Origin of the sequence: Halanaerobium praevalens DSM 2228 (genome assembly GCF_000165465.1) — a bacterium.
Classification (GTDB): domain Bacteria; phylum Bacillota; class Halanaerobiia; order Halanaerobiales; family Halanaerobiaceae; genus Halanaerobium; species Halanaerobium praevalens.
Genome location: NC_017455.1, coordinates 1,352,694 through 1,368,736 on the forward strand (window position 1 = coordinate 1,352,694; position 16,043 = coordinate 1,368,736).

Genomic DNA, 16,043 nt, shown 5'->3' on the forward strand with positions numbered 1-16,043 from the left:
TTTCTAATTATAGTTTAGCATTTAAATTATATTTTGTAAAGATATTTTTCAAATAAATATCTATTTGAAATTTAAATCATCAACATCTCCCCAATATTCAAGTCTATAATAACCTTCTTCATCTTGACTTAAATTCTTAGCTAGCATAATTTGAATTAAATAATTTAACTGCTCCATTTCTTTAGTTTTAACTTTATATTTTAAAAGAGCATTATTAATATAAAAATCTTTTTGATCATAATTATATTCACCTTTTGACTGCGCTTCAAATAAAGATGAATCTATCTTTGACTTAAAATTACCATTTGGAGCTGTAAATTCTTGTTGGTATGAATATTCATCAATTTTAAAGTTTAAATCATCTAATACTGATAAAAGACCAAAAGTGTTTTGAGTTAAAAATTTATTCATATCTTCAGCTAATAAAATTTCAAATTCTTTTAAGCTTGAACTAAAATCAAATTGATTTAATTTAAAAGAACTATTAGTCAAATCTAAATCTAAATTTCCATTAAAAGCAAATTGATTAAATTTAAGTTCTTTAAAAATAGAAGTTGGCTCAAATCCTAAATCTTGACCAGCAATTAACAAATCATATTTTCCTGCTAGATTTTCAATTTCAATTTTAGGCTCTTTTTTATTATAAGCTAATTCTGAATTTAAATTAAAAATAATTTTTAAAATATCTCCACTTAAATTAAATTCTTCTAATTGAATTAACTGTTTTTGTTCATCATAATTAGCTTTTAGTACAAAATGATCAAAGCTTGAAATTTTATCCCAATTTTTCTTATTAAAACCTAAGTATCTATAAAAAGGATAATCATATTTAACTTCATCAGCTTTTAAGCTTAAATTATGGGCATCTTCTAATAAAAAGTAAAGATCTTCAGTTTGATCTAATTTTTCTACTTTAGCTTGACTTAAATCACCTTGATATGCTAATTGTGCACCTTTAAAATTAAGTTGATAATTATTTACCAAACTTGAATAAGCCAGATTTTTAATTTCACTTTCGAAATTCTTTGCTAATTTAAAATCCTGTTCAAATAGGTAATTGAAAACTTGCTGCCAGCTTAAGTAAATTTTGGCCTCTGAAATATTTAAATTATAATTATATTTTTTCTTTAAGTCTAAATTTCTAATCTCTATTCGCTGGAGTAAAGGATTTGCGCTAAGCTTTGCTAATTCGAGTTGATAATTATTATTTTCAGCTAATTGATTCAGTTCAGTCTTGATATCAGCTGAAATTTTAGCACCATAATAATTATTTAAACTAAAAATAATTCCAGCAGCTATTATCAGCAATAAAATATAAATGGAGCTTTTTTTAAAAAATTTTTTCATTTTTTAAACCTCCAGTTTTATTAATAATTTTATTTTTTACATAGTTCAATTTTTGCTAAATAATTATTGACTTAATTTTTGAAATAATTAAATGAAATCATTCTATTCCTGCAATAATTCTATAAACAATTTTGCTAGTTTAGGATCAAATTGAGTGCCAGAATTTTCTTCAATTTCAGCTAAGGCTTCTGCTTTAGTCAAAGCCCTTTGATAACTTGTTTGGTGAGTCATAACTTCATAAGCATCAACTAAATTAATAATTCTAGCTAAAAATGGTATTTCCTCTCTTTTTAAACCACGAGGATAACCCCGACCATCCCATCTTTCATGATGTGATAAAATTTCTTCTGAAATATGAGAAAATTCTTCAGTTGTATTTAAAATTCGATGACCAACTGCTGGGTGTGTTTTAATCTGTTCCCATTCTGATTTAGTTAGTTCTTCTTTTTTATTTAAAATATTTTTAGGAATTACAGTTTTACCGATATCATGTAGTTTAGAAATTAAAAGCAGTTTATTAATTTCAGCTTCACTTAAATTAAGCTTTTTGGCAAATTTTTCAGATAAAACAGCCATTCTTTGGGAATGACCTGGAGTTTCTTGACTATTTGCACTCAAAGTTTTTAAAATATTTTTTACTATATTATTTTTAAGTGCTTTACTTTCTATTAATTTTTTCTTATACATTTGAGCTTCTGCTTCTGCTAAAATATTGAAAAAATCTTGATAATAATAATTTTGAATTCCACATCCTAAAGCTGCTGAAAGAGGTAATTTGTTATCATTTTTTAAATTCAAATAAGTATTTTTAAGCTTGTTTTTGATCCTTTTAATTACTTTTTTTACTTCTTTTTGATCAGTTTTAGGTAATAATATAATAAATTCATCTCCACCCCAACGGGCAATGATATCACTTTTTCTACAGGTTATTTTTAAAATATTAGCCATTTTCTTTAAAAGCTCATCACCTGCATTATGACCATAAGTATCATTTACTAGTTTAAGTCCATTTAAATCTGCCATAATTACAGCTAAAGGAAATTTTTGTTGTTTATTTAAAATTGGAATTTTATTTTCTAAATAAGAACGATTATAAAGATCCGTTAAACTATCATGATAACTTGCATATTTAATTTGTTTTTCATATTTAACTTTATCAGTAATATCACTTTGAATTGAAATTATCCCAGCTTGATTATTAGGTAAATTTATTTTTTGTTCTAGAAGTCTAACAAATCTTTCTTCACCATTATTAGTAGCTGATGGCAGCTCATGTTTTAAAACTTCTCCTGCTAAAATTCTTTTAATATTAGCTTTAGCCATTTTTTTCTGATCTATGGGTACTAAAGTGTCAAAAACTGTATTTAATAAGAGTTCTTCTTTTTTATAACCAGTAATTTTTTCCATTGCTTTATTAACTTTTAAAATTTTACCAGCTTTATTTTCAATCATTATTCCAACTGGCAGTGTATTTAATAAATCTGAATAATAATCTAATAACCTTTTATTAACCTGATTTTGATATAATATTTCCAAACTATTTTCGATTAATTGACTGCTGAATTTTAATTCAGTTTTAGTTTCAGAACTAAAGTTTCTACTTTGAGTATCATGCAGACAAATAGTACCAAAAACTTCACCAGTAGGCCAAAAAATTGGATATCCTAAATAAGAGTTAATCCCGAATTCTAATTCTGGTGCTCTTTGCCAAACAGAATTTTTAGTAGCATCATTAACTTCTAAAAATTGCTTATTTTCAATAACATTTTGACAATAATGACCACAAAGTTTAATTTTTTCTCCTTCTTTAAAAAATGCTTTTTTTGATTTACTTATTTTAATAATTTCTAAATAAGGTTTATTATATTCAGTTAATATAGCCTCTTTAGCATCTGAATTTTTCACAATTAACTCCAGAAGATTTTGCCACTGATTTTTAGTTTTTTGGGAGATTTTTATTTTTTCAGGTTTTATCTCAAAACTGTTAATGATCTTATCCATTTTTTTACCTCACATTTTTAAATTCGGAATTCAATTATTATAAGCTTCAGTTTTTAAATAAGTTCTTCCCATTCTTGGTATAAACTATCCAACTTGTTATTTTTTAGCTCATATTCTGCTTTTAACTCTTGTAAAAGCTCAAATTGATCAATATTTTCTTCTGCAGTCATTTTTGCTTCTAATTCAATTAATTCTTTTTCTAGTTTTTCTATTTCAGTTTCTAACTCTTTCAGTCTTTTTTCTCTTCTCATTGCTTTACTACGAGCCTCTTTTTGAGCTTCATAATCAAGTTTACCTTCACTTTTTTGCTGCTTGTTTTTTTCAACTACAGCACTTTCTTCATTTTTCTTTTTTTCTTTATAATAACTATAATCTCCATAATATTTAGTTAATCGCTTTTGCTTTAACTCATAGATACAGCCAACAACTTTATCTAAAAAATAACGATCATGAGAAACAATTAAAACTGTACCTTGATAATCATTTAAAGCTTCTTCTAAAACTTCACGAGAGGCTAAATCAAGGTGGTTTGTTGGTTCATCTAAAATTAAAAAATTGTAGTTACCACTCATCAGCTGTAATAGCCGCAATCTGCTCTTTTCGCCTCCACTTAATTGTTTTACTTTTTTAAATACATCTTCTCCAGTAAATAAAAAAGAAGCTAGCATATCACGAGCAGTAGAATTAGTAACAGCAGTTTCTCTTTGTAAAGCAGTAATTAAATCATCTTCGGGATTAAAACCTTCAAATTCCTGACGATAATAGGCAGGATAGATATTAGTTCCTATTTTAACTTGACCTTGATCTGCAGTTAACTCACCCATTATAATTCTCAAAATTGTTGATTTACCTGTTCCATTATCTCCAATAATTGCTGCTTTATCACTGCGGTGGAGTTCAAAACTAAGATCTTGAAATAAATTTAAATCAGCAAAAGTTTTGGTTAAATTTTCTACAAATAAAACGTCATCTCCACCTCTAATAGAAGGATCAAGCTCTAGATTCATTTTCTTTGCTTTCAGCTGTGGTTTTTCTATCCTATCAATTCTTTCCAATCTTTTTTCCATTGCTTTAGCGCGTTTAAACATTTTCTCACTATCTCTAGATCTTCCCCAAATATAAAGTTGTTCTATAGCATCTTCTAATTCTTTTATCTTTTTTTGCTGATTTTTATATTCCCTTAAACGCTGTTCATATCTTCTTTTTCTTTCTTTTTGATAATAGCTATAATTACCACTATAATCTTCATTTTTTCCATGTTTAATTTCTACTATCCGCTCAATGGTATTATCTAAAAAGTAACGATCATGAGAAATAATCAATAAACTACCCTGGTATGAGTTCAAATAATTTTCTAACCATTCAACTGATTTAAGATCTAAATGATTTGTAGGCTCATCCAAAAGCAGCAAATCAGGCTCTAATAAAAGTAATTTAGCCAGCCCCACTCTTGTTTTTTCGCCTCCACTTAACTGGTCTAAGGTTTTTGCTTGTATTTCTAGTTCATCAAACCCCATTCCAGCAGCAACCTGCCTAATTTTACTCTGATATTCATAACCAATACCTTTTTCAAATTTTTCTTGCAAAAAACTATATTCTCTCATAGTTTTAGCTAAGTTTTCAGAATCAAGTTCTGCTTCTTCTACTTTTTTTCCTTTTTTAGCAATTTCATTTTCTAATTCTTTCATTTTTTTAATTTGTTTTTTAACATCTGCAAATACTTTTTCTAACTCTTGATAAATTGTTAAATCACTAGAAAAATCAGGAAGCTGGTCCAAATAACCAACTTCAATATCATTTCTAACTGAAACAGTACCTCTAGAATAGTGTTCTTGACCACTAATAATTTTAAAAATAGTGGTTTTACCTGATCCATTAGCTCCAATTAAAGCAACTGCTTCTCCTTGATTTACATTAAGCGAAAAATCTTTGAGAACTGTATCAATTCCATATTCTTTTTTGAGATTATTAATATTTAAAATAGCCATTTATAATCACACTTTTCTATTAGCTTAGTAATGTAGGATTTAATATAATTTTGGTTTAGCAATCTCTTTACTATTTTTAAAAACAATTGCTAAAGTTCCAGGCCCAGCATGAGAACCAACTGCAGCCCCAATTTCTGTTAAAAAAACCTCTTTTGGTTCAAATTCTTTTTCAATTTCTTTTTTTAATTTTAAAGCAGCTTCTTGATCTTCTGAATAAGCAAGTCCGATTACCTGATTTTCTGGTTGATCTGCTTTTGTTTTTATTTCTTTTAATAAATAAGAAATCATTCTTTTTTTACCTCTAACTTTATCATGTGGTAAAATTTCTCCATCTAAAATATGAAGTATGGGTTTAATATTTAAGACATTGGCCATTAAAGCTTTTGCCTTAGAAATTCTGCCACCTCTTTTTAGCATTTCTAAGTCACCTACTGCAAAAATATGCTCCATTTTAGCAGCATCAGCCATAGTTTTATTAACTACTTCTTTTAGTTTTTGACCATTTTTTAGCATTTTAGCAGCTTGATATACCAATATGCCTTGACCAATAGAAGCAGCTTTTGAATCAATAATTGTAATTTTTTCTGCAGCCATTTCTTTTTTAGCAATTACAGCTGATTCTAAAATACCACTTAATTTAGATGAAAAAGCAATTACTAATATATGATCATAATCATTTAAATACTTTTGATAAATATTTTTAAATTTATCTGGAGTAAGCCTTGATGTTTTAGGAACTTGCTTTTGATCTTTGATCAAATTATAAAAATCTTTTGGCTCTAAATCAGCTCGGTCATAATAAATTTTATTATCAATATTTACCTCAATATTTAAAAATTCAATCCCATATTTTTCTATGATTGCAGCTGGTAAATCAGAACAGCTATCTGTAATTATTTTAACTTTTGACATAAAATTTCCTCCCTATGGAAATCTCCCCCGGGTATAATTATTGTTTAAAGTTTAAAATTTGAGTCTTCTTCACGCTGTCTAAACAAAACTGCTATTCCACCAATAACCTGAACAAGCTCAGCTCCAGTTGCAGTAGCAAGTTCTTCAGCAGCAGAACGAGTTGTTCTACCTGTACTTTCTAAAATTCTTACTTTCAGTAATTCATGATCTGCTAAAGCTGAATCTAATTGTTCAATTACTGATTCTGTTATTCCATCTTTACCAACATGAACAATTGGATTTAAAGAATTAGCTTCACTACGTAAATAACTTCTATTTTTACCTGTTAACATTAATTTCACCTTCTTTCATACTTTATTTAAAAACAAATTTTTACTCTGCTTTTTATTCTACATAATCAAATTCTAAAGGACCAATAACTACAGTATCTCCTTCTTCAACTTTCTTTTTTTCCATTAATTTATTTAAACCGTTGTGTTTTAAAACCCGCATTAATCTTTTAACTGCTGCTTCATTATTAAAATCTGTTTTTTCCAAATAAGAATCTAATAAGCTACCTTTAAGCTCATATTTTTTCTTATTTAATTTTTCTAAATAAAGTTCATCAACAAAATCAGGAGTTATTAAAATTTCTTCTTCTTTTTCAATTTCTCGAGCAGGGACTTCCTCTAATCTTTCTCCTAAATGATAAATTAAAGGTTTACAACCTTCTCCTGTAACTGCTGAAATAGGAAAAACACTGTATCCTTTTTCATTTAATTCTGATTTAACAGTTTCAATATTTTGTCTACCAACTTCAAGATCAATTTTATTTAAAGCTATAACCTGTTCTAAAGAAGCTAAATAATCATTATATTTGTTTAATTCATTATTAATTGTTTCAAAGTCTTTTAAAGGATCTCGACCTTCAATACCGGAAACATCAATTACATGAACTAAAAGCCTAGTTCTTTCTAAATGCTTTAAAAACTCATCCCCTAAACCTGTACCTTGGTGTGCTCCTTCTATTATACCAGGAATATCTGCCATAACAAAGGATTTATAATCTCCATACTTAACTACACCTAAATTAGGATGTAAAGTAGTAAAATGGTATGAGTCTATCTTAGGTTTAGCATGTGATACTTGAGAAATTAAAGTTGATTTACCAACATTAGGATAACCTACTAAGCCAATATCAGCTAAAACCTTTAATTCTAATCTTATTTTTCTAAGCTCACCTGTACCACCAGTCTCAGAAAAACGAGGTGCTTTTCTAGTTGATTTTTTGAATTTAGCATTACCACGGCCACCTTTACCACCTGCAGCAATTACATATTGATCACCAGCTTCTGTTAAATCAGCTAGAAATTGATCTGTGTCTGCATCATAAATCATAGTTCCAGGGGGCACATCTAAATAAAGATCTTCTCCTGTTTTACCATGCATTTTTTTACCTTTACCATTTTCACCTCGATCAGCTTTATAAATATTATTATAGCGATAATCAGCTAAAGTATTCATTCCTTCATTTACCTTAAGAATAATACTACCACCATCACCACCATCACCACCGTCAGGACCACCTTGATCAATATATTTTTCCCGACGAAAGCTGACAACACCATTGCCGCCATCTCCAGCTTTAACTTTAAATTCTACTTCATCTATAAACATATTTTTCACCTCCTGGTTTTATAAAAATTAAAAAAACCCTCAGCACCTAGAGCACTGAGGGATATTATACAATAATATTAGTTAGCAATAGCTGCTACTTGATCTTCTGTATAGACACTAATTTGACGATTTTTTCTACCTTTTCTCTCAAATTTAACATAACCGTTAACCTTGGAGAATAAAGTATCATCACTGCCACGTCCAACATTTAAACCTGGCTTGAATTTAGTACCTCTTTGACGTACTAAAATACTTCCAGCAGATACGAATTCACCATCAAATTCTTTAACACCTAGTCGTTTCGATTCACTATCACGACCATTCCGGGAACTACCAACACCCTTCTTCTGGGACATTTAACTCCACCCCCTTAGAAAATAAATTTTAAAATATTTAAAAGTTCGATATTAACTTTCAAGTTAATATTTGCTAATTCTTTATATAAAATTAAGCATTAATGTCTTCAATTAAGACTCTAGTATAAGGCTGTCTATGACCAGTCTTTTTACGATATCTGATTTTTGGCTTATACTTAAAAACAACAATTTTTTTGTTTTTACCTTGGTCAATTACTTTTCCTTTAACAGAAGCTCCTTCTATCATAGGAGAACCTGCTTTTAAACCATTATCATCAGAAACAGCTAAAATTTGATCAAATTCAACGTTTTCGCCTTCCTCAGCAGAAAGCTTTTCAATTTTAATTATTTGACCTTCTTCAACGCGGTATTGTTTACCACCAGTTTTAATAATAGCGTACATTTATGTTACACCTCCCTTACCTCAGACTCGCCGGATAAGGTACTCTTTTAAATAGAGATTTTTGAACCTGTACCGTGCGGTTTTGGCACCTTCAAATTGAAGGCTGGATAAATAACTCCAGATATAAATTCTAGCACAGTTGAACCTTATAGTCAAGTAAATAAGAAAATCAATTGTTTTTTTAGTAATTTATTTAATTTTAAATCAAATTTTATTTAAAAAAGAAATAAATTTATGCTAAATGGGCCCGTGCATAAGTCCGATGAAGATCATCAATTATAATTTCAACTTCATTATCAACCATATTACCAGCTCCATTTACAATAATTATATAACCATCAATTCTTCCTATGCCAGCACTTTCATTACTCGCATGTTGATCTTCTATTTTAACAGTAATTCGATCACCAGCATCTAAATCTAAAATTTCAGGCTGCAAATCTTCTTTACTTCCTTTTTCAATAATTATATCTTCATATTTTAATTCAGCATTTCCACTAATAAAGATATCAACTTCAAACTTTTCTTCCAACTCTTGCAATTTTTCTCCTCCAGCTCCAATTAAAACTGCTGCTACTTCTGGATGAACTTCTAATGAAACTGCTGGATATTTTTTGCGACTTATAATTTCATCAATTTTTCGAATAACCTTCATAGCTACAGTAGATTCTGATAACACTTTACCAGTTCCTCCACAAACAGGACAATCTTTTTGCATTAAAGTGCCAAAGCCTTCTCTTACTTTTTTTCTTGTCATTTCTAATAATCCTAATTGAGTAAAACCTAAAATAGAAGTTTTAGTCCTGTCTTTTTCCAGCTCATTTGCTAATAAATCTGTTACAGACTGCTGGTCAGAGTGATTGTTCATATCAATAAAATCTATAATTATAATTCCGCCAATATCTCTCAATTTAATTTGTCTTGCTATTTCTGCTACAGCTTCTTTATTTGTTTTGACAATGGTATCTTGTAAATTCTTTTTACCTGTAAACTTACCTGTATTAATATCTATTGAAACTAAAGCTTCTGTTTGATCAATGACTAAATAACCACCTGACTTTAACCAGACTTTACGCTGAAGTAAGCTTTCTATTTCTTTTTCAATATTATATGCTGCTAAAATAGGTATATTACGCTGATAAAGAGCAATTCTATTTTTAAGATCAGGTGCAAAAACTGAAGTCAAATCTATTAAACGCTGATAATCTTTTTTATCATCAACTACTACTCGGTCTATCTTCTCATCTAAATAATCTCTAATTAAGTTTTTTAATAAATCTTCTTCTTGATATAAAATATCAATATTATTTTTCTTAAAAAAATCATTTCTAATTCTTTTCCACGTTCCAGATAAAAAATTATAATCATTTTGCAATTTTGTATAACTTTCATCTCTGGCATTTGTTCTAATAATTAGTCCTTCTTTGCCATTTTTTAAATCTTGAGCTATTGATTTAAGTCTCCCTCTTTCTCCATCATCATCAATTCTGCGAGAGATACCGATTTTATTATCAGAAGGAATATAAACAAAAAAGCGACCTGGGATTGAAATTTTACAAGTAACTTTAGCTCCTTTACTGCCCATTGGCTCTTTTACAACTTGAACCATTAACCACTGACCAGGTTGTAAAACATGCTTAATATTTAAATCTTTTTGACTTAATTTCTTTTTTTGATCATTACTTAAAATAGGGTATAAGTCATTTAAATGAATAAAGGCATTACGAGAAATACCAATATCTACAAATGCTGCTTGCATTCCTGGTAATACATCTTGAACTCTACCTCGATAAACATTCCCTGCTATTTTATGATAAGTATCTCTTTCAAAAAATAAATCTTCTAAAGAATTATTATTTAGTAAAGCTGCCCTTCTTTCCCGATATTCCGAATTAATTACTATTTGTCTACTCATCTATTTCAACTCCCGATGAACTTTTCTGCATAGGGAGCTAGATATGCTTCTCCATCTTTAACAAATACTCCCTCTCTGATAACTTGTAGAGGAGAAAACTCCTTGATTTCTGGATATTTTGTTCTTAAAGCACGATTAAGTTCTTCTGGTCTAACATTCCCCCTACTTCCTGTTACAACTGCAAATTGCCAGTGATTCTTTTCTTTTATTTCTGCAGAAAATATTCTTGTTTTTAAATCTAGTTCTCTGTCTGATTTTTTCCTACGGTGTCTAATAATCATAATTTCTTCTTGCTGCATAAATTCTTCTAACATTTTCTTCTCAGCAGCTAAAGTTTTTGCTTTTGAATAATCAAATTTAATTGTATAGATAGCAGTATCTAATAAAGAAGATAAGGATCTAATATCAGTTGGAACTTTAACTGCCTCTAAAAATTTAAGTGCTTGTGGTGAAACTGCATTTAAGTCTCTAATTATTTGCTGACTATCTAATTCAGTTTCTAATTCAAGATCAAAATATTCTCCTTTACTAATTAAACCAACAGCTAAAGGTGGTCCAATTGCAAGCTTGATTCTTGGATTATAACCCTGCGAAAAAGCGGCTGGCAATTCTGCCCTCCTAATTATTCTTCTTAAAGTTTTAATCACTTCTAAATGTGAAATATACATTAAATCTTCTAATTTAGCAAATTTGATTCTATAATTCATTTGCTTGATCACCTACTAATTCTAAATTAACTCCAAAATTACCACAAACTGAGCAGTTATGACAATCATCAAATCTACAATCATCAATTAAAACTTCTGCCTCAGCATTTTTATATTCTTTTAATAAAAAGGATTTAGGGATTCCAATATCAATTTTTTCCCAAGAAAATATTTCTTCACTAGCTCTTGCTCTCAAATATTGCTCTGGATTTATTTTATTTTCTTTAAAAGCTTCTTCCCAAATTTCAGCTTCAAAGCACTCATGCCAACCTTCAAATCGACTTCCTTTTTTCCAAGCTGAAACAATTACTGGAGCTAATCTTCTATCTCCCCTAGCTAAAACCCCTTCTAAGCGAGAAAGTTGAGGATCATTCCAGCTAAAGGAAAAGCTTCTCCCTTTTATATTAGCTCTTAAATAATCATGTTTTTTAATAATTGTTTCTCGATCATCCATTTTATGCCATTGAAAAGGAGTAAATACTTTAGGTACAAAAGTTGAAACACTTACTGAAACTTGGATTTTTCTCATCCGTTTTTTAGTGTTTTTTCTAACTTTTTGACCAATTTCTTTAATTTTTTTGGCCATTTCAGCAATTGCTTTTACATCTTCCATAGTTTCAGTTGGTAAACCAATCATAAAATACAATTTAATTTTAGACCAGCCATTTTCAAAGGCAGCTTTAGCAGCTGAATAAATATCTTCTTCACTCACATTTTTATTGATAACATCTCTTAAACGCTGACTTCCTGCTTCTGGAGCAAAAGTTAAACCAGTTTTACGAACTTTATTTACTTCTTCTGCTAATTCTACTGAAAATTTATCTACTCTCAAAGAAGATAAAGAAACACTAATCATTTTATCACTAAATTTTTCTGTCATTTTTTTTATTAAGTTTTTAGCATCTGTGTAATCAACAGTACTCAAGGAGGTTAAAGAAATTTCATCATAGCCTGTTGATTTTAAGGCTTTTTCTGCTAATTCAATTAAACGCTCTACACTTCTTTCGCGAACTGGTCGATAAGCCATTCCTGCTGCACAAAATCTACAGCTTCTAGTACAACCTCGCGAAATTTCTAAAACAACTCTTTCATGAACAGTATCGCGATAAGGAACTAGAAAATCAGTTGGATAAAAAGCTTGATCTAAATTTTGGACTACCTGCTTTTTTACCTTTTCTTTTACCTCTGCTTGAGAATTTAAAGCTAAAATTTCTCCCTGCTCTCCATACTCTTCACTATATAAAGAAGGAACATAAATACCTGGCATTTTACTCAATTTTTTCAAAATTTCAAATTTATTTAGGCCAGCTTTTTTTAAGTTTTGATACTCATTTAAAAGCTTAATAATCATTGATTCTGCTTCTCCTACAAAAAATAAATCTATAAAAGCTGCTATCGGTTCTGAATTAAAAACAGTTGAACCACCAGCAATTATTAGAGGGTCACTTTCCTCTCGCTCAGAAGCAAATAGTTCCATCCCACTTAAATTAAGCATATTTAAAATATTTGTATAACTCATTTCATACTGTAAGGTAAAACCTAAAATATCAAAATCTTTAATTTCGTGATAAGATTCCAGAGTGTAAAGGGGAATCTCTTCTTTTTGCATTAAATCTTCCATATCCTGCCAGGGAGCATAAACTCTTTCTGCCAGCATATTTTCTTCTTTATTAATTAAATGGTATAAAATTTTAAGCCCTAAATGGGACATCCCGATTTCATAAACATCAGGAAAAGCTAAAGCCACTTTTAATCTTTCTTTTTTCCATTCTTTATTAATTGAATTCCATTCATTACCTGTATATCTTTCTGGGTTAGATATTTTATATAAATTATCAATTATTTTTTCTTTATACTGCAAAAAACCACCTCATGATTTCTAAATCTAATTTGTTAATAATTTTCTTTTAAAACATTAATTTATTTTTTCTTAAATTGACATTAATTACTATAGCAATTGCAATTAATGAAGTCAACATAAAAGTTCCACCATAACTAATAAAAGGCAAGGGAACACCTGTAATAGGCATAATTCCCATAGTCATTCCTATATTCTCTAAAATATGGAACCAAAACATAGCCATAATTCCGATTACTACTAAATAGCCATAATGATCTCTGGCATTTTCAGCAATTTTTAAAAATTGCCATAATAAAAATAGAAAGAGTAAAATTACAAGCATTGTACCTAAAAAACCAAATTCTTCTCCAATAACAGAGAAAATAAAATCAGTATGTTTTTCTGGCAAAAAATTAAGTTGATTTTGAGTTCCCGCAAATAAGCCTTTGCCAAAAGTTCTTCCTGAACCTAAAGCGATTATAGATTGAATAATATTATAGCCACTACCATGTGGATCAATATTAGGATTAATAAAAACAATTAACCTATTTAATTGATATTCTTTTAAAAATGGAAGTGGTGTCTGCCAAAGCACATGTGCTGTAATAACAGATACCGTTACTAAAAAACCGCCACCAAAAACCAAAGCCATATACTTAAAATTACCTCCACCAGCAAAAAGCATAACTAAATAAATAAAAAATAAAACTAAAGCTGTACCCAAATCATTTTGCAAAACAACAAGCAAAAAGGGAATTAGGGCAGTTACTGATGGTAAAAACATTCCTTTTAAATAACCCATATCATCAGAATTATTATCAATCACAGCTGCTAAGACTAAAATCAACATTATTTTTGATAATTCTGAAGTTTGAAGATTAAAAACACCTATGCTTAACCAGCGAGCTCCTCCAGAAATATTTTGACCAATAAATAATGTTCCTGTTAACATCACTAACATTATAATATAAATAACAGCTGCATATTCTTTGAAAATTTTATAATCAAAAGCTTGTGAAATTAAAATCACCAGCAGGCCCAGTATAACTGAGACTGCCTGCTTTTGCAAAAATCTTAAAGCTCCACTATCTACCTGATTTATTTCAACTGCAGAACTAATGCTAATAAAACCAATAATAATTAAGCAAATTACAGTTAAAGGAACATTAAAATTTAAATACCGCAAAAATTTCTTATTCCAGTTCATAATTAATAGCCCCTCTATTTAGAACCCTTAAGGGGGAAATTGGCAACAAGAGCAGTCATATCATCTTCTCTTTTAACATCCATCTCTATCTTTTGGGAATCAACATCTATATATTTACTTAAAACTTCAATTAGTTCATCCCTCATTGCATCCATTTCTTCTGGAGTGAGTTTAACTCTATCCTGAACAAGTACAAATTGTAATCTTTCTTTTGCAACATTTTTACTTTGCTTATCATCACTTTTTAAACCAAGCCATTTTAATATATCGATTTTACTCCCCCCCTTATATTAAGCTAAACCTACTAATTTTTTAAATCGAGTTATAAAATTATCTTTTTCTAATTTCATCATTGGTAAATCTTCACCCATAATTCTCCGAGCAATATTTCGATAAGCTTTACCTGCTTGAGCATTATCATTTATAACAATCGGCTCACCTTTATTTGTGGAAACAACAATGCCTTCATCTTCTGGTACAATACCGATTAAATTGATGGCAAGTATTTCGATCATATCATCAATTCCCATCATATCTCCTCGATCAACCATATCAGCTCTAATCCGATTAATAATCACTTCTGGATCTCTTACTCCTTCAGCTTCTAAAAGCCCAATAATTCGATCAGCATCACGCACAGCAGAAATTTCTGGAGTTGTTACTATAATTGCTTTATCTGCACCTGCAATTGCATTTTTAAAACCTTGCTCAATTCCTGCAGGTGAATCAACAATTATATAATCCATCTCTTTTTTTAATTCTGTGATTAATTCTTCCATTTGAGCAGGATTAACTGCTGTTTTATCTCTAGTTTGAGCTGCTGGTAGTAAATATAATCCATCATAACGCTTATCTCTAATCATTGCCTGTTCTAACCTACAATTATTTTCTACAACATCCACAATATCATAAACAATTCTATTTTCAAGCCCCATTACAACATCCAAATTTCTCAAACCAATATCAGCATCAATTAAACACACCTTTTTTTTCTGCATTGCTAAGGCAGTACCAATATTAGCCGAGGAAGTAGTTTTTCCTACCCCACCTTTACCTGAAGTAATAACAATTGTTTTACCTGCCAAATTCAATCCCTCCTGAAATTATATTAAATTTTATTTACCATAATTTGGCCTTCATTAACACAAGCTCTTTCTGCTTCTAGACCTGAACTATCATCATCTGGTGATCTAGCAATAAAAGAGGCTATTCTAAGTTGAGTTGGATTTAATTTCCGAGCTACAATTTGAGCCTTATCATTTCCACCAGCCCCAGCGTGAACAACTCCTCTAATCTTTCCAAAAACTATAATATCTCCACCTGCAATTACTTCTGCACCTGGATTTACATCTCCAACAATAACCACATTTGAATGATGTTTTAATCTTTGACCTGAACGTAAGGTTCTATTGATGATTACAGCTTCTGGATTTTGCTTTTTACTTTTTTCTACTTTATTTTTAGCGGTAAAATATATTTTATTAACCTGATTATAATTTTTTACTATTTCCATTAACTCTGCTAATTCTGTATAAGTTAATTCTAAACCGCTTAAATTTAAATATAAATTAACCCCTTTAAAAAAATCAGCTGCTTCAAGAGCATGTATTTTAATAGCCTTTTTTAAGTTACTAAAACTACTCCCTTTTCTAAAATTCATAACTATACCATCAGAAACTGCTTGAAAAGAAAAAACAGAAGCCATAAAATC

The 16,043-nt window shown here is 29.5% G+C and carries 15 protein-coding genes and 1 other annotated feature; all 15 genes read right to left on the bottom strand.

Annotated elements, in window-relative coordinates; all coding sequences use genetic code 11:
- Positions 1-60: 60 nt before the first annotated feature.
- The 15 genes from HPRAE_RS06255 to minC all read right to left on the bottom strand — a co-directional run bounded on the left by HPRAE_RS06255 (position 61) and on the right by minC (position 16,037).
- A complete protein-coding gene (locus tag HPRAE_RS06255; protein ID WP_014553382.1) occupies positions 61-1,347 on the bottom strand; it encodes a hypothetical protein in 1,287 nt (428 codons plus the stop codon).
- A 102-nt stretch (positions 1,348-1,449) separates the two neighbouring features.
- A complete protein-coding gene (locus HPRAE_RS06260; RefSeq protein WP_014553383.1) occupies positions 1,450-3,348 on the bottom strand; it encodes an HD domain-containing phosphohydrolase in 1,899 nt (632 codons plus the stop codon).
- Between the two features lie 53 nt (positions 3,349-3,401).
- Entirely contained in the window at positions 3,402-5,336 is a 1,935-nt protein-coding gene (gene abc-f, locus HPRAE_RS06265; RefSeq protein ID WP_014553384.1) for a ribosomal protection-like ABC-F family protein, read from the bottom strand.
- 39 nt (positions 5,337-5,375) lie between these two features.
- A complete protein-coding gene (locus HPRAE_RS06270; RefSeq protein ID WP_014553385.1) occupies positions 5,376-6,248 on the bottom strand; it encodes a DegV family protein in 873 nt (290 codons plus the stop codon).
- Positions 6,249-6,292: 44 nt separating this feature from the next.
- On the bottom strand, positions 6,293-6,580 hold the full coding sequence (gene yhbY, locus HPRAE_RS06275; protein WP_014553386.1) for a ribosome assembly RNA-binding protein YhbY: 288 nt from the start codon (positions 6,578-6,580) through the stop codon (positions 6,293-6,295).
- 52 nt (positions 6,581-6,632) lie between these two features.
- On the bottom strand, positions 6,633-7,904 hold the full coding sequence (gene obgE / locus HPRAE_RS06280) for a GTPase ObgE (RefSeq protein ID WP_014553387.1): 1,272 nt from the start codon (positions 7,902-7,904) through the stop codon (positions 6,633-6,635).
- A gap of 77 nt (positions 7,905-7,981) precedes the next feature.
- Positions 7,982-8,260: a 50S ribosomal protein L27 gene (gene rpmA / locus HPRAE_RS06285; protein WP_014553388.1), complete on the bottom strand. Its 279-nt coding sequence runs from the start codon at positions 8,258-8,260 to the stop codon at positions 7,982-7,984.
- Between the two features lie 91 nt (positions 8,261-8,351).
- Positions 8,352-8,663, bottom strand: coding sequence for a 50S ribosomal protein L21 (gene rplU, locus HPRAE_RS06290; protein WP_014553389.1), 312 nt, complete (start codon positions 8,661-8,663; stop codon positions 8,352-8,354).
- A 13-nt stretch (positions 8,664-8,676) separates the two neighbouring features.
- Positions 8,677-8,755 (bottom strand) — a sequence feature (ribosomal protein L21 leader region).
- Between the two features lie 140 nt (positions 8,756-8,895).
- Positions 8,896-10,578 carry an Rne/Rng family ribonuclease gene (locus HPRAE_RS06295; RefSeq protein ID WP_014553390.1) on the bottom strand — a complete coding sequence of 561 codons (1,683 nt, stop codon included), beginning with the start codon at positions 10,576-10,578 and terminating at the stop codon, positions 8,896-8,898.
- A gap of 5 nt (positions 10,579-10,583) precedes the next feature.
- Complete coding sequence (locus HPRAE_RS06300) at positions 10,584-11,285, bottom strand: TIGR03936 family radical SAM-associated protein (RefSeq protein WP_014553391.1); 702 nt, start codon at positions 11,283-11,285, stop codon at positions 10,584-10,586.
- Positions 11,275-13,146, bottom strand: coding sequence for a TIGR03960 family B12-binding radical SAM protein (locus HPRAE_RS06305; RefSeq protein ID WP_014553392.1), 1,872 nt, complete (start codon positions 13,144-13,146; stop codon positions 11,275-11,277). Before HPRAE_RS06305 ends, HPRAE_RS06300 begins: the two co-directional genes overlap by 11 nt.
- A gap of 46 nt (positions 13,147-13,192) precedes the next feature.
- Positions 13,193-14,332, bottom strand: a complete 1,140-nt coding sequence (rodA, locus tag HPRAE_RS06310) for a rod shape-determining protein RodA (RefSeq protein ID WP_014553393.1) — start codon at positions 14,330-14,332, stop codon at positions 13,193-13,195.
- 14 nt (positions 14,333-14,346) lie between these two features.
- A complete protein-coding gene (gene minE / locus HPRAE_RS06315; protein ID WP_041606962.1) occupies positions 14,347-14,604 on the bottom strand; it encodes a cell division topological specificity factor MinE in 258 nt (85 codons plus the stop codon).
- Positions 14,605-14,622: 18 nt separating this feature from the next.
- Positions 14,623-15,417 carry a septum site-determining protein MinD gene (gene minD, locus HPRAE_RS06320; protein ID WP_014553394.1) on the bottom strand — a complete coding sequence of 265 codons (795 nt, stop codon included), beginning with the start codon at positions 15,415-15,417 and terminating at the stop codon, positions 14,623-14,625.
- 23 nt (positions 15,418-15,440) lie between these two features.
- Entirely contained in the window at positions 15,441-16,037 is a 597-nt protein-coding gene (gene minC / locus HPRAE_RS06325) for a septum site-determining protein MinC (RefSeq protein ID WP_014553395.1), read from the bottom strand.
- Positions 16,038-16,043 lie beyond the last annotated feature (6 nt).

Bases quoted from the DNA above. Each gene is read 5' to 3' on its own strand.
- HPRAE_RS06295 (WP_014553390.1), bottom strand. From the start codon at position 10,578: ATGAGTAGACAAATAGTAATTAATTCGGAATATCGGGAAAGAAGGGCA.
- abc-f (WP_014553384.1), bottom strand. From the start codon at position 5,336: ATGGCTATTTTAAATATTAATAATCTCAAAAAAGAATATGGAATTGAT.
- HPRAE_RS06255 (WP_014553382.1), bottom strand. From the start codon at position 1,347: ATGAAAAAATTTTTTAAAAAAAGCTCCATTTATATTTTATTGCTGATA.
- minC (WP_014553395.1), bottom strand. From the start codon at position 16,037: ATGGCTTCTGTTTTTTCTTTTCAAGCAGTTTCTGATGGTATAGTTATG.
- HPRAE_RS06270 (WP_014553385.1), bottom strand. From the start codon at position 6,248: ATGTCAAAAGTTAAAATAATTACAGATAGCTGTTCTGATTTACCAGCT.
- obgE (WP_014553387.1), bottom strand. From the start codon at position 7,904: ATGTTTATAGATGAAGTAGAATTTAAAGTTAAAGCTGGAGATGGCGGC.
- HPRAE_RS06300 (WP_014553391.1), bottom strand. From the start codon at position 11,285: ATGAATTATAGAATCAAATTTGCTAAATTAGAAGATTTAATGTATATT.
- rodA (WP_014553393.1), bottom strand. From the start codon at position 14,332: ATGAACTGGAATAAGAAATTTTTGCGGTATTTAAATTTTAATGTTCCT.
- rpmA (WP_014553388.1), bottom strand. From the start codon at position 8,260: ATGTCCCAGAAGAAGGGTGTTGGTAGTTCCCGGAATGGTCGTGATAGT.
- rplU (WP_014553389.1), bottom strand. From the start codon at position 8,663: ATGTACGCTATTATTAAAACTGGTGGTAAACAATACCGCGTTGAAGAA.
- yhbY (WP_014553386.1), bottom strand. From the start codon at position 6,580: ATGTTAACAGGTAAAAATAGAAGTTATTTACGTAGTGAAGCTAATTCT.
- HPRAE_RS06260 (WP_014553383.1), bottom strand. From the start codon at position 3,348: ATGGATAAGATCATTAACAGTTTTGAGATAAAACCTGAAAAAATAAAA.